Annotated in this window: 14 protein-coding genes; 11 read left to right on the forward strand and 3 right to left on the reverse strand. The window is 56.0% G+C overall.

Going from position 1 to position 19,466, the window contains the following annotated elements; genetic code table 11:
• Positions 1-268: 268 nt before the first annotated feature.
• Complete coding sequence (locus GOB94_RS15865) at positions 269-4,360, forward strand: AAA domain-containing protein (protein WP_220464955.1); 4,092 nt, start codon at positions 269-271, stop codon at positions 4,358-4,360.
• On the opposite strand, the gene GOB94_RS15870 is transcribed toward GOB94_RS15865, so the two are convergent.
• Both GOB94_RS15870 and GOB94_RS15875 read right to left on the reverse strand, forming a co-directional pair.
• Complete coding sequence (locus GOB94_RS15870) at positions 4,346-5,380, reverse strand: site-specific integrase (protein ID WP_182276811.1); 1,035 nt, start codon at positions 5,378-5,380, stop codon at positions 4,346-4,348. The genes GOB94_RS15865 and GOB94_RS15870 overlap by 15 nt on opposite strands.
• Positions 5,381-5,415: 35 nt before the next feature.
• The gene (locus tag GOB94_RS15875; protein WP_182276812.1) at positions 5,416-5,646 is read right to left on the reverse strand and encodes an excisionase family DNA-binding protein; all 231 of its coding nucleotides are present in this window, start codon (positions 5,644-5,646) and stop codon (positions 5,416-5,418) included.
• A gap of 106 nt (positions 5,647-5,752) precedes the next feature.
• On the opposite strand from GOB94_RS15875, the gene GOB94_RS15880 reads away from it, so the two are divergent.
• From GOB94_RS15880 to GOB94_RS15930, 10 genes are all read left to right on the forward strand, one after another.
• Positions 5,753-6,907, forward strand: coding sequence for a hypothetical protein (locus GOB94_RS15880; protein WP_182276813.1), 1,155 nt, complete (start codon positions 5,753-5,755; stop codon positions 6,905-6,907).
• A gap of 206 nt (positions 6,908-7,113) precedes the next feature.
• Positions 7,114-7,461 (forward strand): hypothetical protein, encoded by a 348-nt coding sequence (locus GOB94_RS15885; RefSeq protein WP_182276814.1) that lies wholly within the window; start codon positions 7,114-7,116, stop codon positions 7,459-7,461.
• Between the two features lie 17 nt (positions 7,462-7,478).
• Positions 7,479-9,491 carry a type IV secretion system DNA-binding domain-containing protein gene (locus tag GOB94_RS15890; RefSeq protein ID WP_182276815.1) on the forward strand — a complete coding sequence of 671 codons (2,013 nt, stop codon included), beginning with the start codon at positions 7,479-7,481 and terminating at the stop codon, positions 9,489-9,491.
• A gap of 6 nt (positions 9,492-9,497) precedes the next feature.
• Positions 9,498-12,248, forward strand: a complete 2,751-nt coding sequence (gene mobF / locus GOB94_RS15895) for a MobF family relaxase (protein ID WP_182276816.1) — start codon at positions 9,498-9,500, stop codon at positions 12,246-12,248.
• 58 nt (positions 12,249-12,306) lie between these two features.
• On the forward strand, positions 12,307-12,903 hold the full coding sequence (locus tag GOB94_RS15900; RefSeq protein WP_220464956.1) for a type IV toxin-antitoxin system AbiEi family antitoxin domain-containing protein: 597 nt from the start codon (positions 12,307-12,309) through the stop codon (positions 12,901-12,903).
• Complete coding sequence (locus tag GOB94_RS15905) at positions 12,900-13,817, forward strand: nucleotidyl transferase AbiEii/AbiGii toxin family protein (protein WP_182276817.1); 918 nt, start codon at positions 12,900-12,902, stop codon at positions 13,815-13,817. The genes GOB94_RS15900 and GOB94_RS15905 overlap by 4 nt, the downstream gene beginning before the upstream one ends.
• Positions 13,818-14,028: 211 nt before the next feature.
• A complete protein-coding gene (locus GOB94_RS15910; RefSeq protein WP_182276818.1) occupies positions 14,029-15,852 on the forward strand; it encodes a DUF2130 domain-containing protein in 1,824 nt (607 codons plus the stop codon).
• A 1,010-nt stretch (positions 15,853-16,862) separates the two neighbouring features.
• On the forward strand, positions 16,863-17,246 hold the full coding sequence (locus GOB94_RS15920) for a hypothetical protein (protein ID WP_182278698.1): 384 nt from the start codon (positions 16,863-16,865) through the stop codon (positions 17,244-17,246).
• Between the two features lie 108 nt (positions 17,247-17,354).
• Complete coding sequence (locus GOB94_RS15925; protein ID WP_182276819.1) at positions 17,355-17,570, forward strand: hypothetical protein; 216 nt, start codon at positions 17,355-17,357, stop codon at positions 17,568-17,570.
• Positions 17,571-17,605: 35 nt separating this feature from the next.
• Complete coding sequence (locus GOB94_RS15930) at positions 17,606-17,767, forward strand: hypothetical protein (protein ID WP_182276820.1); 162 nt, start codon at positions 17,606-17,608, stop codon at positions 17,765-17,767.
• Positions 17,768-17,948: 181 nt separating this feature from the next.
• Here GOB94_RS15930 and GOB94_RS15935 read toward each other — a convergent pair whose 3' ends face one another.
• Positions 17,949-19,283, reverse strand: coding sequence for a hypothetical protein (locus tag GOB94_RS15935; protein ID WP_182276821.1), 1,335 nt, complete (start codon positions 19,281-19,283; stop codon positions 17,949-17,951).
• Between the last annotated feature and the right edge of the window lie 183 nt (positions 19,284-19,466).

Here is a 19,466-nt window from a genome sequence, read left to right on the forward strand (position 1 = left end):
GGCCGCCGATCCACCGCCCGATCCACCGAAGACTCACAAGAGCCTACTCAAAGTCAGTTCCGACCCTGCGGGCGCTCCGCCATCCCTTGATGATGCCGCGCTCACGCGGCTGGTGAATAGGTCAATCCAAGCTCTTAAGGCCCAAAGCTCGCCAACCGATGAGGACATTGCCCGGTCGGAAGCACAGCACAGGGGCAATGCGACTCAAGTGTTGGCCACGTACAGCGTAGCTTGGAAGTCGTGGGCGGCGGCTGAACAGCCGCGACGAATGACGATTGCACTCTATGGCGACTTGTTTGCGCTGATGCATCAAATGGAAGCGGAGCAGACCAGCAAGCCCCAAGAATTGATATGGGGCGTTGGGGTGTCATCATGGGAGCTTGAGGCAGAGAACGGGCAGATTCCCTTTGAGTACCCGCTTCTAACTCAGACCATGGAAATCACTATCGACGATCAAACGATGGCGATTGATCTGCGTCCCCGTGCTACCGACACGCGCGTTGAACTGGACGCTTTTGTCGCCTGCCAGATCGTCGGCGCTATTGAGGTCGAGCGGGCAGCCGCCGCGCATCTTGCCAAGCACAAGGACAGTCCGGTTACGCCCTTTGACTCGGGAAGCTATACCGATGTCCTGAAGCTCATTGCTGGGAACCTGGATAGCGAGGGTGTGTACCGTGAAGTTCTGGCGCAGGGTGAAGCCGTCCCAGCACCGGGTAGGCATCTTGTCGTCACGGACGCTTGGGTTCTAATGTCGCGTCCTCGCGCGATCAATTACCTCTTCGATGATCTGAAGCGGCTGCAGGACAAGTTGGAAGACGGCTGCGAGATTTATGGTGGACCGCTCTCACTTGTCACGCCCCCGTCAGACCAGCCGATTGAGTTTGAACCCATCAGCTTTCGGGGGCTGTCTAGCCGGGGAAGCAGCGGTGCCGGTGGCGCTCCCGAAGAACTGTACTTCCCCCTGCCGTACAACGATGAGCAGGTGACTATTGTGCAGCGGCTGAAGCGCGCTGCCGGTGTGACCGTGCAGGGACCGCCGGGAACCGGCAAGACCCACACCATCGCAAATGTCATTTGCCACTATCTCGCAACGGGCAAGCGCGTACTCGTTACTTCACGAGGTGAAGCTGCGCTCGGCGTCCTGCAAGAGAAGATCCCCGAAGAGATTCGCGCTTTGACGGTTTCGCTGCTCACGAGCGATCGGGAAGGTATTCGACAATTTCAAGGTTCTATCGAGGCGATTCAGCATCGTGTATCCCAGATCAATCCGGAACTGACGCGCCAAGAGATTGCGCGGATTCAAAGCTCGATTGATCGTGCTCATTCGGAGCTAATCACCATCGACCGCAAGGTCGATGAGATTGCCCTTCAGCAGCTCTCGACAATCGAAGTTGACGGAGTACCGATGCGCGCCCAGGCGCTCGCGGAGTTGGTGCTATCGGGGCTTGAGCGGTATGGCTGGTTTGAGGACTCCATTACCCTCTCCCCTGAGCACGCGCCTCCTCTGTTCTCTGATGAAGCGGGGCGACTCAGGGAAGCTCGCAGGAGGCTTGGTAAAGACCTTGTATATGTGCAGGCGCGTGTCCCTTCCGCAGATAGTTTCCCCTCGGTATCGGCTCTCGGAGACCTCCATGATGTGCTCGTGAAGAGGGAGAGCATCGAAAACGAGGTTCGCGAAGGCGATCTACTGCCTCTCAAAGCCAACACTCCAGAGGTGCTGGCGGCGACTCGCAAATTGCTCGTACTCACAGATGAAATGCTCGGCGTTCTCACTGAGTTGGAGGAGTTCGGTGACGAATGGCCCTTCGATCTACGCACCAAGTGTCGGCAATCCTCATTCGCATCAGAACGTGCAGCGTTGGAGTCGTTATTCGATGATCTTGACGCACTGATCCATGCACGAGCTGAGTTCCTGAAAGCTCCGATTGTGTTTCCCGAAGAAGGATTGAACGATCCGAAAACGGTAGAAGCTGTTGCCCGTGCTGTCGACACCGGCAAACCGTTCGGGTTTGTCTCGCTTGGGGCCTCCGATGCCAAAGGGCATATTGCGGCGATTCGTATCGAAGGTCGTCCGCCCTCGACCTCTGAGGACTGGATAAAGGTGCAGAGATGGCTCGGACTTCACTTGCAAATCCGCACCTTCAATACCCGGTGGAACGAACTGCATCAGCTCCTTTCTGTGCCGTCTCTCAGCGGAGGAGTAGGCGGCCTTCGTCAGCTTGAGGTTGTTGCGACTACTGCACGGAAAGCCCACACTTTGGCGACGCATCTTGATAAGCATTTCTTGAGTGGTACACGAGATGTCTTTGAACGGATGCCGCAGACATCCACGAGCATTACCCGCTCCGATTTGGAATCTGTTAGACAGCAGTTGTTGCGCCATTTGACCTTCGCCGATCTGTCGCGAGCAGCGATGCAACTGAGTGACTTTCAAGAAAAGCTCGCAGGTAAGTCTGGCCCGATATCGGATGCTCTTCGGCTGTTTGTTGAAAAGGCTCTTGGGAATGGCGACGTGCCCAGAGAACGTGTTTGCGCTCAATATGCCGAACTCATGGAAGAGTTGCGGCGCATTGGGGCGCTTGCGAATGATCTTTCATCCGTCCATGATTCCGCGCTGCGGCTTGAAGTAGCAGGTGCTCCCAAATTAGCTGCAAGAGTTAGAACTTCACCTGTTGCAGAATCGGGTGAAGATACCGTCTTCCCGACGACCTGGCGAGAGGCATGGAATTGGGCTCGCGTTCGCACTCATCTTGACGCGATTGAGGCCAGGGATGAACTCTTGACTTTGGCAAGACGGAGGCGAGAGGTAGAGACCGGACTCGCGAGGTTCTATCAAGAAATGGTCGCTAAAGCGGCATGGCTGGCGACGAAGAAAAACGCGACGCCGAAAATCTTGCAGGCTTTAGCCGGGTATGCCACTGCTATTCGGCGCATCGGTCAGGGGACTGGACCGAATGCCACTCGCTATCGGCGCGATGCGCGGGAGATGATGTTCGACGCGGCTGGTGCGGTGCCTTGCTGGATTATGAATCACAACCGAATCTCGGAGGCGATGCCCGCTGACATCGGTGCATTTGATTTGGTTATCGTAGACGAAGCAAGCCAGTCGGATTTGTGGGCATTGCCCGCGATCTTGAGAGGTAAGAAGATTCTTGTAGTCGGTGATGACAAGCAGGTATCTCCAGACGGCGGATTCATTGACAGCAGCCGCATTCAAGAACTGCTAGACCGATTCCTAGTCGATCAACCATACAAGTCTGAGATGACACCCGAGAAGTCGCTCTACGATCTCGCTGCGAGGGTATTCGCCGCCGATCAGGTAATGTTGCGAGAGCACTTTCGCTGTGTGCCTCCAATCATTGCTTACTCAAACCGAACCTTCTACCAGAACCAGATTCTTCCTCTGCGAATCCCTCGGGCATCCGAGAGGATCGAACCTCCACTTGTTGACCTCTATGTAGAGGGCGGTGTCAGGGATCATCACGACCGAAACGATTGTGAAGCGCAAGCAATCGCAGATGAGATTGAAGCGATCCTGAAAGATGAAAGATTTTCAGGTCGAACGATTGGCGTTGTGTCCCTGCTTGGAACGGATCAAGCTAAGCATATTGACTCTGTCGTGAACCAGAGATGTGATGCGGCGGAATTGCATCGCAGGAAGTTCTTGTGTGGTGATGCCCGCACATTCCAGGGCAGTGAGCGGCACATAATGTTCTTGTCTTTAGTTGTAGACCCCACCAGTTGTAAAGCGCTTTCAGGCAACATGTTCGATCAGAGATTCAACGTAGCAGCTAGCCGTGCGCAAGATCGAATGTACCTTGTCAGATCTGTCACCGCGTCTGATCTCTCAGACAAAGATTTGAGAATGACATTGCTGTCGCATTTCGATAAGCCGCTCGTCATGAATACGGAGGAGACGGCGCGACTTATCGACCTCTGTGAATCAGGATTCGAACAGCAGGTTTACACGGAGTTGAGCAATCGCGGATACCGAGTGATTCCGCAAGTGAAAACTGGTGCGTACCGAATCGATATGGTAGTCGAAGGCGCTGGTGATATCCGTCTTGCTATTGAATGTGACGGCGACGAATTTCATGGGCCGGATCGTTGGCAGCACGATATGAATCGACAGCGCATTCTTGAACGTGCGGGCTGGGTTTTCTGGCGCTGCTTCGCTTCGACGTGGACGTTGCGAAAAGATGAAGTCTTGTTTGAGCTGCTTCAGCGGTTACACGCAATGGGAATTGATCCTCTCGGCGCGGTGGAACGAGCAAGTACGTCGGTTGAGAAGCGTACTTGGAGGCCCCCGGTAGAGGAGGTCTTAGTGAGTGCGCCTCAGAGCGGACTATTGCATCTCTAACTTCTTAAGGGCCTCTGCAATATCTGTCTGCGAGACGATGGCATAGCGCTCGAATACGCTACGAGTGCGCCAGCCTCCGATCTTCATGATGACGCCTTCCGCGATCCCAGCACGACGCAGATTACGGGCCGCAGTGCGGCGGAGATCGTGGAAGAGAAGCCCCGGCACTCCGGCAGACTTACAGGCGTTCGCCCACGTCTCGCGGAAGTCCCTTACCGGTTTCCCATCGGGGCGGGTTAGCACCGCGGAATCCGCAGACTTCCCGGCGACACATTGAGTCAGTAGAGCATGGATGTTCGCGGTCATTGTCACCTCGCGTCCGTCCTTGTTTTTTGTGGTGCCAGGTTCCAGGCGAATCGTCCTTGCGGCGACATCGATTTGCCCCACCTTGAGGTTGATGAGTTCGCTGATTCTCCACCCGTATGTCCGGCCCATCTCGACTATCGTTTGGAACCAGAGATCGGGACAGTATGCGATCAGCTTTCTGTACTGTGCGTCTTCGAGGAAGCCGGTACGGATGTTGTCCTCAGTGAGCTTGGGAAATTTGGGCAGACGGAAGACTTTTGGCGGTGTGGCGAACATGCCGATACGGAACATCCGTTTGAGAGCCGCCATCTCGCGATTGATTGTCGCATTCGAGGCCTGTTCACTCTGCCGGTGGTCAACGTATTTCGCCACCAGATCGCTCGTGACTTCTATGACCCGGCGCGACCCGAAAAACGGCTCGATATGTAGCCGCCAGCGAGTCTGTACATCATCGGTCGTCTTCCGCCCATTGATGCGGTAATCGCGGAAGAGATCGTCGGCCAATTCGCCCACCGTGATGCGCTCATGCGTCGGCCCGACGAAAGTATTGGTGCTGATTTCAGCAAGGCGCTTGCCCAGGATTCTAGTCGCGATGCGCTTGTCTTCCGTGCGAGTCGATTCACGAAATGATCTTCCGTTGCGGTGGTACTTGATCCACCACACGGCGCTGTCTTTCCGCTGATAAAGACTTCCGGTTCCCCGAGGACGTGCCATATGAAAATCCCCCTTGCATCCGCGACGCGGACGGTCTAGCTGGCGAACAGATCGATGCCAGTATGTTTGTGCCGGTCGATATAGGCGTCGAGATCACGAAGATCAAAGAGGAAAGGCGTACCTTCCCCATCTTGGACGAAGGGCAATCCACCATCCTGAACCAAGCGCCGGAGCTTCCATTCGCTGATGCAGAGATAGTCGGCAGCTTGCCTCGTTCGAACGAGGCGACGGTGATGATGCGTTGGTGATGGCGGAAATCGCTGCATAGGGGATGACCCTCCAGACTGCCGATATTGACAATTTAGCGTCACGTAAGTATGTTGTCAACTTGTATGACATACAAATCTACGACTGTCAGTCGAGAGGTTGAACATGGCACGCGAGCGTGAGCTTTCCGAAGAACGAACCCAGGAACGGCAGCAAAAGACACTATCCCTCCGCATTTCGGACGTTTTGCATGATCGGTTGGAGCGAGTCCGCGATGTCTTGTCGGTAAAAGCAGGCAGTCGTGTGACGACCTCCGAGGTTGCCAAGCATCTGTTGGAGTCTGCCGACGAAGAGCGCCTCGAATTGGTCGAGCTGATGCAAAAGCCGACAGACGCCCTTCTCATGATTCGAGAAAAACATGCGCAAGGAGTACGGCTCTCAAAGAACGAATGGACCTGCATTGCCTATTACGCGCACAGAGGCATGGAGTGGTTCACTGGAGGGCATTCCAACATCCTTCCTGAGTCCTACATTGCGGTCGTCAAGGCTTTCCTGGCTGTCTACGACATCCTTCCCGACTCTGACACAAGACATCATGACTATTACTTTGGGAATCTCGCCGACCATGAGTTCAAGGTGCATCGTCCCATTACCAGCGATGTCGTTCTGAAGGCTGCGGCGCATTGCATCCACAAAGTGGAGACAGCCAAGAAGCCATACAGGCCACTGTCTGTCGGGCGAAATCTTTATCATGCGCTCGACAGCGAGAAGATCACAGACACCACCGCACTGAACGAAGCTCTGGCTCCCTTCTGGAAACCTCTTTGGAGGCTTGCAGCGAGAGGCCATTACAGAGTTTGTAGTCTTCCTCTTCGTACCCCCAGAGCGGCAGGGGCCGAACACTATGAAGAGGAATCCTTCTTGCCCCCAGTATCGGAGCCCGTACCTGATGGCAGTTTCTCGCTTTCGTTCTCGACCCTTGACGGCACCGATCTCTCGGTACTTTTCGTCTTTCCAGGAACGCGCGGTGCGATGTATCCACTCAGCCGCTACCCAATGCTTGCAGCGTTTCGTGCGATGCTCTTCGGCCTTTGCGATGACCGCGAGATGCAGCATTGGGACGGTGAGCTCTTCTATGCCTATACCAGCCGGAATGGTGACGAGATCGATGTCTCCTTTCGCGCTAAGGACAACGGCATCACGTTCGGTTTTTCATCCCACGAGTGGCAGGCGGTGAAAAGACTGTTTGCCAAGGCGTGGAATTCGCCTGAGGTCAGTCGCACTTGGGACAAGCTGATCGAGGAGTACGGCGAGCTGTAAGTACGCGATGCCTACGGCATCGTCTTATGAAGGACACACCACCCCAGATTGGGTGCTGTGCAGGAACCTTAGTTGCCGTGCGGTAACTCTCGGCAGGAGTTGGATTTCGACGCTGCCTTTATTTCTTGCTCGGAGCATCAGTACCGCACGGTAACTGGTTGATTCTTCGTTCGTCATGAACACGTTGTCGGCGAAAGGAAGCCCATATGGTGAAGCTCGCACTGCGCAATAAATCTGTCGGAACGAAGGTCACAGCGGCTGAGTTTGACGCGTTGGAGAGACGAGCACACGCGCAGAAGTTGACCCTTTCCGAGTGGGTGCGAGCAGAGTTGCTGAACATCAAGAAAGAAGATGGTCACGAAGTATTGCTCGGGGAGCTGTTGGCTCTGCGAGCCATCCTGATAAATCTCCTCTTCTCGCTCGGTAAGGGTGAGAGATTGACGGCCGAGGCAATGAAAGAACTGATCGAACGTGCAGATCGGGACAAAGTAAATCGCGCAGCCGGACGGCGCACGGACGGAGGACTTTCCGTGCGCAATGCCGCTACTGAATAGGAAGTGAGGGCCTGAATATGTCGGAATGGGGACGGAAGGAATACTCGAAAGCATGGCCGAGCCGGACGCCGGTTTGGGCGTGGACGGCAACGCTCCTATCGCTGGCATTATTCGTCGGGATGCTGACGCTCCAATACCGGACGAGTTGGACGGCGGCGGAGAGTCTGTACTTGACGGACTACCTGAAGAGCGGAGCGCGGGGCAAGGTGTCGGCAACGGCGGCGAGCAAGTACACGCTGCTGGAGGCGGTGGTCGGCAAGGGCCAGCGCCTTGTGATGGACGACGAGATAGAGCATGTTCCATCGTTGGACGGTAGGCCTGGCTACAGGCTGACTGACGAGGGTGTGAAGCACGGCATCGCGCGGCTGACCTGGGTGAGGGGTACGTTCAACGACCGGATGCTGCATCGGATCATGGGTGAGGCCGTCTATGAGAATGTCGGGAGCTGGGAGTTCTACCGGCTTCCCTTGTCCCTCGCAGTCGCGTTCTTCGCTCTTGCGCTGCTCTTGGCGGTGCCGAAGGACCGAGCGCGGAGGATGATTTGGAAGCATGGCAGGAGGCTACGCGGGCCGGAGCTGGTGACGACAGCGGAGTTCAACGAGAAGTTGGGCAAGTCGAAGCTCTTGACGACTCATCTGCCGGATGGCATCGCACTCATCAATGAGGAGCGGAGCTGGATCGATAGGGTCATGCGCAATGATTTAAGTCGCTGGGCGCGGGTTCCGCGCGACCGTGAGGCGATGCACTTCCTCATCGTAGGAGACAGCGGCACTGGCAAGAGCGCGGCCATAAGACAGATACTTTCGCAGGTTTGGGAACGCGGCGAAGCGGCCATCGTCTACGACCCGGCGATGGAATATCTGCCGCAGTTTTACAACGAAGCCAGGGGCGATGTTGTGCTGAATCCGCTTGATGCGCGGTGTCCGTTCTGGACTCCCGGCGACGAGGTTCCGCACGAGGCCGAGGCCCTTACGCTGTCCGTCAGCCTGTTCCCAGATCAGGGCCGGGAGAACCGTTTCTTCGTCGAAGCGCCGAGGAAAATTTTCGCGCACCTAATCAATTTGAGGCCGACGCCGGAGGAGCTAACGTACTGGATGGCGAACGCGGATGAGATCGACAAGCGAATCGCCGGGACGGAGATGGCGGCGATGATTGAGAAAGGTGCGGCGAACCAGCGCAGCGGCGTTCTGGGGTCGCTGAATATGGTGGCGGATGCGTTCAAGCTGCTGCCCAGAGAGTCGGAGACGAAGCAGCGTTGGAGCACGGTCGAGTGGGCAAAGAAGCGCAAAGGATGGGTGTTCCTGACATCGAAACCGACGATGCGGGAGAGGATGCGCCCGCTCATCAGCCTTTGGCTGGACTTGCTTGTGTTGCGTCTGATGAATGAGGAATCGAGCACCCGCAAGACGTGGTTCGTGCTCGACGAGCTGGCCAGCTTGCAGCATCTCCCGCAGCTTAAAACGGCGGTGACGGAGAACAGAAAGTCGAATAATCCGATGGTGCTGGGCTTCCAGGGCAAGGCACAGGTGGAAGCTCTATACGGCCACGTGGCGGAGGCGATGCTCTCGCAGCCGGCGACGAAGATCTTCCTCAAAACCAGTGAGCCTCATGCGTCCGAATGGATCTCGAAAGCCATCGGCGAAATCGAAATCGAACGCTTCCGCGAATCGCGGACAGTGGGCCGGTTCCCAGCGAACTCGCAAAACGAGCAGCGCGACATCACGCGGGAGCCGTTGGTTATGTCGTCGGAGGTGGCGGGTCTTGACCCGTTGCATGGCTACTTAAAACACGGCAATCTGGTCGTGCGGATGCGCTTCCCGTATCTTGAGCTGCCAAACAATGCGCGGAAGTTCGTCGAACGGGAGGTGACCGCGACGGCTGAAAAACTAGCCGCGCAGCCGGAGCCTGTTGCGGTCAAAGAAGCCGAGCCGGTGATCGAGGTTGCTCCTCCGAAGAAGCAGCCGGTCGCCGTCTCCGAGCAGTTGAAGCCGCTCGCCCAAGTCAGTGAACAGCAGCACTTTTTCGAGTAACCAATCATGGTGACGCTCTCAAAACCGATCAGCGCTGGACAGGCTCAGGCGTATCACAAAGAGGAGTTCGCCAACGCCAAGGAGAACTACTACACGGAGGGTGAGCGTGTGCGTGGTGAGTGGCAGGGAAAGCTTGCCACGAGTTTCGGATTGACCGGCGAGGTTCAGGAGGAGCAGTTCGCCCGACTGTCCGAAGGCCAGCATCCGTTGACGGGCGAGCAACTTGTTCGGCATCAGACGGCGCGTGAATACGAGAACGGGCGTGGTGAGATGGTACGTTCCATGGAGCATCGGGCCGGTTGGGATGCGACGTTTAGCGCGCCGAAATCTGTCTCGCTAACCGCGCTTGTTGGAGGCGATGACCGGATTCGAGAGGCCCATCGGGAAAGTGTGATGGTCGCGCTAAACGAGATGGAGAGGTACGTTCAGGCGCGAATCGGTGGCAACATTCCGGCACAGACGACGGGTGCATGGGCTGTCGCCAAGTTCGAGCATGACAGCAGCCGACCCGTCGAAGGGTACGCCGCACCGCAGCTTCATACCCATGCGGTCGTCTTCAATATCACCGAAACGGCGGACGGCGATACGCGGGCGTTACAGCCGCAGGAACTGTATAAAACGCAACAGTACGCGACGGCGGTCTATCGGTCGGAGTTAGCGGCGCGTTTGCAGGGCATGGGCTATGAGATCGAGCGCGGGGGGCACGGCCAGCCGGAGATCAAAGGCTACTCGCGCGAGTACATGGAGGCATCGAGTCCGCGACGACAGCAAATCAAAGATCATCTTGCGGAGCATGGCCGCACCGGCCCTGAAGCTGCGGAGATAGCAGCGCATCACACGCGCGGCAACAAACAGAATCTCTCACACGATGAGGTGCGAGCCCAGCATCAGGCTATGGCAACCGCACACGGAGATCAGCCGCAGCGGGTTGTCCTTGCAGCGGCACAGCGCCCCGCTGTCGAGCTTGCCTCGGAACGATCATTGACCGCCGCAGCCAACGGCATGAGCTACGCGCGAGAGCGTGGCATGGAGCGGGAGGCCGTGACCGACGAGCGTTCTTTGATGCGTGACGCACTCAAACACACGATGGGAGAGGCACGATTGCCGGAGATACGCGCCGAGTTCGGGCGGCGGGTTGAGGCGTCGGAACTGATCGAGGTGGCACATCGAGAAGGCGCGGCTGGACGCACGTTCACAACTCGCGAGATGCAAGCCTACGAGCGCGAGCTGATTGACAGGATGAAGTTGAGCCAGGGCAACCGTGAGGTATTGGCGGACGGCAACGTGCGGCAGCAGACGATGGAGCAGCATCCGCATCTGAGCTTGAGCCAGCGGAATGCCGTCGATACGGTGCTGACAAGCCGCGACCAGATGATGGCCTTGGAGGGCGTTGCCGGTGCCGGGAAGACAACATCCTTAGCCGCCGTTCGTGATGCTGCTGTGAGCGCGGGCTATGAGGTCGAGGGGCTTGCGCCGACCTCGAGAGCCGCACAGAAACTCGGCGAGGCGGGCATGGAGACGCACACGTTGCAGCATCATCTCGCGCGTGGGGACAGGACCGACGACGGCCAGAAACGGCTCTATGTGATCGACGAATCAAGCATGGCGAGCACCAAGCAGATGCACACGTTCGTCGAGCGGATAAGGGAAAATGACCGTGTTCTCTTCGTGGGTGACACGCGGCAGCATGAGGCGGTGGAGGCCGGGAGGCCTTACGCGCAGTTGCAGGAGGCGGGGCTTCGCACGGCGCGTCTTGACGAGATCATCCGGCAGAAAGACCCTGCTCTGAAGGAGGTTGTTGAGCAGCTTGCGAGAGGCGAGGTGCGGGATGCCATCGGCAATCTCAACGAACAGGGGCGGGTGCATGAGATCGGCGACCGACAGGAGCGCATCGCGGAGATTGCCCGTGAGTATGTGCGTTCGCCTGAGAACACGTTGGTAGTCTCGCCCGACAATGAAAGCCGCCGCGAGATCAACCAGCACATCCATCGAGCGATGCAGGACACCGGCCAGGTGAAGGATGAAGAGCATCGGTTGCATGTGCTCTTCGCACGGCAAGACATCACTGGAGCCGACCGGCAATACGCGCAGAACTACGAGAGTGGCAACGTAATCCGCTACTCGAAAGGGTCGAAGCCGCTCGGCATCGAGGCGGGGGAATATGCGCGTGTGGCCCGTACTGAGCCGGAGAATAACATCGTCACGGTAACGCGTAAGAGCGGCGAGGAGTTGAGCTATGACCCGCGCCGGTTGCAGGGCGTGACGGTCTACCGCGACAGCGAACGCGCGTTTGCAGAGGGCGACCGGGTACAGTTGACCGCCCCGTATCACGAGCAAAAGCTGGCGAATCGTGAGCTGGGGACGGTGGAGCAGATCGACGGCGGCGGAAACCTGAAACTGAAGATGGACTCGGGTCGTGAGGTCGAATTCAACGCTCGACAGCATCCGCATCTCGATTACGGCTATGCGGTGACGAGCCACAGCAGCCAAGGCCAGACCGCCGACCGGGTGCTGATTCACGTTGACTCCGAACAGGCGCACGGCGAGCTGCTGAATAGTCGCATGGCGTATGTCTCCGTCTCTCGGGCGCAGTACGACGCACAGATTTACACGAACGACGCGGCAACGCTGGGCCAAGAGTTGAGTCGTGATGTATCGAAGTCCGTTGCACTTGAGGATGTGGGTATCGCGAAGAGCCTTGACCCACAGCCGGTTCAGCAGATCGTAGAACAGCTTGGATTGGGTTTGAGTCTTTAGGAGTGTTGCAATACGTCATCCTTTATAATCAACTAATGACGTTTTGAGACAATCCACGATGACAAACAACATGGTTAAGACAATACGGTATGTCGGCAAGCACGGGATCGTCAGACCCCGCGATCTTGAGGCGCTCGGCATTCCGCGCGAATATCTCCTGCGTCTGTACCGGCGAGGCAAACTCAGCCGAACTGGTCGCGGCGTCTACACTCTGCCCGACGCGGCCATTACCGAGAGACATTCCTATGCTGAGGTGACGAAGCGAGTTCCGGGAGCTGTTCTGTGCCTTCTAACGGCGCTCGCTTTCCATGAGATTACGACTCAGAACCCATCGTCGATATGGATTGCCCTGGGGAAGGGCGCTAGAACGCCCGTGCTGGAGTCTCCTTCGCTAAGGATTGCTCGACTGTCCGGGCCGTCCCTCACAGAAGGCATTGAGACCCATCGTGTCGAGGGCATTTCCGTCCGTGTGTACTCCGCTGCAAAGACCGTCGCGGACTGCTTTAAGTTTCGGAACAAGATCGGCCTCGATGTCGCAATCGAGGCTCTAAGAGATTGCCTTTCGCAGAGGAAGGCGAGCATCAACGACATCTACCGCTACGCTAAGATTTGCCGCGTCAGCAATGTCATTCGCCCATACATGGAGGCCCTATGACGCGAGAACCCAACAAGAATCCGGCGGCATCCATCCGAGCCAGGCTCCTCTCCCTTTCCCGCGAGAAGGGCGAAGACTATCAGAGAGTGCTCGGCAGATTCGCCATTGAAAGATTCCTCTATAGGCTGGGGATTTCGACCTACAGAGATCGCTTTGTGCTCAAAGGCGCAACGCTCTTTACGCTCTGGACCGGGGAGACCCATCGACCGACAAAGGACTTGGATTTGCTTGGCTGGGGCTCCTCTGCCATCGCTGACGTAGAACAGGTCTTCCGTGACATCTGCGAAATCACGGAGGACGACGGCATTGTCTTTGACAGCCAATCCGTAGAAGGGACGACGATCAAAGAGAATGACGAGTACAACGGTGTTCACGTAAGGTTCCGCGCTCAACTCGCTGGGGCGCAGATGAGTTTGCAGGTCGATATCGGATTTGGCGATGCGGTTTTCCCAGAGCCTGAGCTGGCGACTTTCCCTGTACTTCTGCCAATGTCAGCGCCGATCATTCGAGCTTACCCACGGGAGGCGTCGATTGCGGAAAAGTTGCACGCGATGGTTCAACTCGACATCCGCAACAGCCGAATGAAAGATTTCTACGACATCTGGTTTATGGCGAACACATGGACATTCAGGTTGGAATCCTTGCGTAATGCAATCGCGCTGTCCTTCCAGCGGCGCGGTTCGGTGATGCCGAATGGCGTCCCATTTGCGCTCACCGACGAGTTCTTGACCGATGCACAGAAATTGCAGTTATGGAAAGCTTTTGCGGGACGCCTGAACGTTGGTGATAAAGCTCTTACTCTCGCCGAAGTAGGGGCCGTGCTCCGCGCTTTCCTTGTGCCGTGTCTTTCATCTAAGAGCGATATCGCTCAAGTGTGGACGCCGACCATCGGCTGGCACGAGTCCGAGAGCTAATCCCAGCTTCAAATCGAGCCGCTGAAGCGGCGTACCCTCTGCTCCCGCGTCAGTAAAGGCTCTCCGCTACGCTTCGACCGCTGGCGCGGCGCTTCGTGGCCTTGACAGACGCCTCCGCTCCGGGTGATTTCCAATTATGAGAAGAATGTATTCTTCTCATGTGTCCAGGAACACATGAAGACGCAACTGTCCTATCTGATGAGGAATGGCTATGCATGAGATAAGCTGCCCGCATTGCGGGAAAGCATTCAAGATTGACGAGGCAGGGTACGCGGACATTCTGAAGCAGGTGCGAGATGGTGACTTCGAGCGCCAGTTGCACGAGCGGCTTGAGTTGGCAGAGCAGGACAAGCGGAACGCCGTGGAACTCGCCCAAGCGAAGGCCACCAGCGAAGCGCAAAAGGATGCGGCTGCCAAGGACGCCCAGATTCAGGAACTGAAGGCCAAGGTCGATGCGGGAGAGGCAGCGCGTAAGATTGCCGTGACCGAAGCCTTAGGTGCCGTAGAGAAGGAGCGCGATGCGCTTGCAGGCGAACTTGAACTGGCTAAGCAGGACAAACTGAATGCCGTTGAACTCGCCCAAACGAAGGCCGCCAGCGAAGCGCAAAAGGATACGGCTGCCAAGGACGCTCAGATTCAGGAGCTGAAGGCTAAGGTCGATGCCGGAGAGACCGCGCGTAAGCTTGCCGTTACTGAGGCTCTGAGTGCCGTGGAGAAAGAGCGCGATGCGCTTGCAGGCGAACTCGAACTGGCCAAGCAGGACAAGCTGAACGCCGTCGAACTCGCTCAAACGAAGGCCACCAGCGAAGCGCAAAAGGATGCGGCTGCCAAGGACGCACAGATTCAGGAACTGAAGGCCAAGGTCGATGGGGGAGAAGCCGCGCGTAAGCTTGCCGTTACTGAGGCTTTGAGCGCCGTGGAGAAAGAGCGCGATGCGCTCGCAGGCGAACTTGCGCTGGCGAAGCAGGACAAGCTGAACGCCGTCGAACTCGCCCAAACAAAGGCCGCAAGTGAATCTCAGAAGGATGTTGCAACCAAGGACGCACAGATCCAGGAACTGAAGGCCAAGCTAGATGCCGGGGAAGCTGCACAGAAGCTCGCGATTAGCGAGGCGCTCAGTGTGGTAGAGAAGGACCGAAATAAACTTCAAGGCGACCTCGAAAAAGCTGAGCTTGAGAAGGAACTTGCTGAAAAGTGCCTAAAAGATAAGTACGAGACGCAAATCAAGGATCGCGACGACGCGATCGAGCGTCTTCGTGACATGAAGGCCCGCCTATCGACCAAAATGGTTGGTGAGACCCTTGAGCAGCATTGCGAAACTGAATTCAATCGAATACGAGCGACGGCGTTTCCACGGGCATATTTCGAGAAGGATAATAATGCGCGAACGGGAAGCAAGGGCGATTACATCTTTCGCGACGCGGATGAGGCTGGAACGGAGATTATCTCGATCATGTTCGAGATGAAGAACGAGGACGATCGTACCGCTACGAAGAAAAGGAACGAGGACTTCCTGAAGCAGCTCGACAAGGATCGCAGTGAGAAGGGGTGCGAGTATGCCGTCCTTGTCTCCTTGCTTGAGCCTGATAGTGAGTTCTACAACACGGGGATCGTGGATATGTTCCACCGATATCCCAAGATGTATGTAGTCCGACCGCAGTTCTTCATCCAGATAGTGGCCTTGCTTCGCAATGCCGCCCTCAAGTCCCTTCAATACAAATCAGAGTTGGCGCTCGTCAGAGCCCAAAACATCGACATCTCTAACTTCGAAAGCCAACTGCTGACGTTCCAGACGGGATTCGCGAGGAATTACGATTTGGCCTCCAGGCACTTCCAGACCGCCGTTGATGAGATAGACAAGTCGATTGATCACCTACAAAAAACGAAGGCAGCCCTGCTCGGCACAGTTAATAACCTTCGTCTTGCAAACGACAAGGCTCAGGATGTGACGATTAGAAAATTGACCCGTGGCAATCCGACGATGGCTGCTAAATTTTCCGATCTCACGAACACAGATCCTTCTGATTCCGAATGAACCAGACCATTGAGCTCCGAGGCTCGCGGTGGCTCCAAATCGCCCATGTCGCCACTGTATATCCGCGCAGAAATCAATCGAATCCGGTCTCGAAAACTGTGCCCAAACTGTGCCCAAACATCCAGAACAACCCCTCACAGAACCGCATGGAACCGCACCAGTGAGTCCTCTAAGTCGTTGTAAACGCTGTATTTTCAATAGCTACAAAGCAGTGGATAGGGACTCAAAATCCGCCGAGGGCAACCTCGTGGGGGTTCGCCCCCCCCTCCCGGCACCATAGAATCAAACAGTTAGCTCATCGTGTTTTATCCCTCACTTTCTATGCTTAAACTTTGAGCCTAGTTTAGGCATAGTTGCCGGATGCCGGGTACTGGTTCTCTGAGGTAAGTTATTGCTGGCTCAGGGAAAAGGTACGAGAGCCTTCCTGAAGTCAACGGACTTTGGAACCTCTGCCGGCGATTGAGTAAGCCCCTCTTTTTATCCTTCCAACATACACAGCATCTATTTCTCCTTATTCCCAAATTGAGGACGTAAGAAAACCTGCACGGATTTGACCGAGGAAGTCTTTGGCTGCACGATTCGATGCACCCGACGGAAACGCTTCGAATCAGAAGAGCCAAAATGCGACGACCACGAGGGACAGGTCGGATATATCGGCAGAAGAACAGCTCGATCTGGTGGATTCAGTATTACCGTGATGGGAAGATGTATCGAGAGTCGGCTCGAACGACTGACAAGAGAAAAGCTGGAAAATTCTCAATGCCCACATCGCCGGACCACATGCAGAGATCTTTGCGATGTTGGGATGGGAAGACACATCTAGAATTTGCGGACGCCTTGAACTGCCTGATCGGAGGCCGGGGAGCTGGCAAGACGACCGCTCTCGAATTTCTTCGTTTCGGCCTTGGACTCATGCGAGATCCAAAGACGAATGCGCAGCGGCACCGAGGAATCGACGCTCTGGTGAAAACCATCCCGTTGTGCCCCGAGACAACTTCAAGGAGAAGGTTGTGCTCGCGATTCCGGGTGATCGATCGAAGCGACGGACCGTCGTTCGGCTCGGTACCCAATCGGTTACGCTGACTGACAGCTCCCTGCGCGTACTTCTGCATTTGGTCCTCGGCCACCTCAAAAAGCAACCGGTGCATATGACGGACCTGGGAGCGAACCGTAAGCAAGGTTTTACGGGGATCTCGATCCTGCGCAATGACCTGAAGTCGGCCCTTGGCAGCGTCGAGATCATCAAAAATGATTACCATGGAAACTATAATTTCGAGCCCACCATCATCATCGGGGAATGCGCTTGCGAGAAATTAGTGGAAATCGGTGACCGGGCCATCACAGACCTTGCTGCACAGATTCGCACCCCAGTCGTCCCGAAGAAAAAAATCTGAAGGAAACTTCGGAAGTTTCCGCCACAACGCCGCCGTCGTTGAAATCCCGCTCCCCGTCATAGTCAAGCCAGAGCGGAACGGCTCAGAGTCCATGACCAAGGAGCGTGCATGAGCAACCACTGTGAGACAGGATTGGATGATCGCTGCCGGGATGCGGACGGCGAGATTCGCAGGAAGCGTGGCGACACCCTTGTTGGCACTCTCCGTGACGAGTACGGGCCGAACTTCGCGCCCGGAGTCCGTTCGGATATGCACCTGGACACGCTGCTGGACAGGACCGGGGCAGCCTCGCTGAGCGACTTCCTGAGAAACCAGAACAAATAACCAAACCGTCCACTGGACCGGGAAGGAGCGCCAGGATGTCAATCCGGATCACCTGCATCAAGAAGTCGAATGGGTACCACGAGGATCGCCACCACGCCATCTCGGAGCTCGGCTGGACCAACGAACAAACTAACGAGACGGGCCGGTCAACCCGGCTGGAGATGTACGACACTGATGGGGCACCTGCTCACGCTTAAGCAGGCACGGGCCCGGAGTGTGGATTGAAATCAGGTGCTGACCAAGCGACCGGAACAAGAACCAGAACCCGTTCTTTGGGACAAACGCCTGTTACGCTAACTTGGGCACTTTATTGAATAGGTGGCACGAAGGCGACTTTCCTTTGTACTTATCCGGATACGTACCCCAAGTCATTCCACATCATGCCCTGTGTTTCCAACGCCATTTCGCCTTGATCCATTTCAAGAACCTCGCGAGATGATGGAGGAGACTCCGGATCATCCGAAAGCCTGTGGTCACGATATGACAAAGCACTCGAATACCGCGGCGAGTTTCGTGGTCTGGGCGCTCGTCCAAAGCCGTGAGCCTGACCGTGGACCCTGCAAGCTTCGCTCCCAGCACGCAAGAAAAAAACAGATAGTACATCCATCTGTAGTTCTTACTGCGGTGCTCGCTTTCGGAACGATTCGCTAAGGCGGAATCGCGCTGGTGGAGATAGGCCAGAGTCGGGATCATGCACTCAGAGTCGAGGGCGACCGCGGATCCACACAAGTCTTTATCCACCTTCCCCTGAAGAGGTTCCGGCCATGCACGGAGAAAGACAGCCGGCGTCATCTCGCAATGACGCGTCGGCAAAGTCTGCTGCCAATTCGGATTGGTCATCTTAATGACTGGACACATCATCTGGTTATAGGCCGCAAGTTCCTTACGGATGGTCAATATCTGCTGCGGAGTGGCAGGCCGTCCATACCATCCATAAAGCTGCGCCGAAGACTTCGGTTCTACGGTCCCGAAGAGATTGGCTTCTTCGAAAGAAGCATTGAGCAGGGTTTGATGGACTCCGGACGTCCAGTAGCAAGAGAGTAGGTCGCTCCGTGAGTTGTTATGGCACCATTGACCATACGCATCGACCTGCTTCAGCAGATATGCGCTTGCTCTCTGAGTATCGCGCTCCGCTTCGGCATAATCGCGATCATGTTGCGCAACGTTAGCGTCGGAGACAAAAAAAATCACGGTAACAAGACTAAAGACAAGCCAGAGATGATCGAAGATATCCCAGAAGCGTCGCCGTATGCGAAGACAGTCGACCAGAAGAATGGTGACGCTCCAGCCCGCAACTACTGCCAGTGCAATCAAAGAAATCGTCCCCGCAACATCCCCAAGGATACCTACTCCGCCAACTTCAAAGGCTGCTGGGGTAGGGGATATGGTCGGCCATAGACCGGCAAGACCGAGCAAACCAGGCAGCAACAGGATGGTAATGGTGATGACCGCGCCTTTCTTCCTGCCGAGGACATAGCCGGTCAAAACTAAAAAGGGAAAGCTAATAAGAACCAGAACGAACAGGAGCCCCAACAAAGGCATCAGCGAAGCAGCCGGAGCCCATCCTCCCCCAACAACACCTCCATCAGGAGCGAACTGAAGGAAGCTTGTAGACCAATGGCCGGCTCCAACAAGGTTCTGCTGGAGACTCCAGGCTGCACGAATCAAAAACGAAAGATACGATTGAAGAAATTGTTTCAATATAAGGTTCACGGGTCGAGAGCTTCCCATCCCAATTCCAGATTGCGCCACACCGCTTAAACATAACGATCAGAGTCGCGATTAATTCGAGCCATTCGGGCAGAAGTGCCTCAGTTTCAAATAAGTTTTGTGTCCTGTTCTTTCATCAGCTAGCCAGGGCAATCATCTTTGTGAACTCGGTCGCATAGGTTTCTG

The sequence above is a fragment of the Granulicella sp. 5B5 genome (assembly GCF_014083945.1).
Lineage (GTDB): Bacteria > Acidobacteriota > Terriglobia > Terriglobales > Acidobacteriaceae > Granulicella.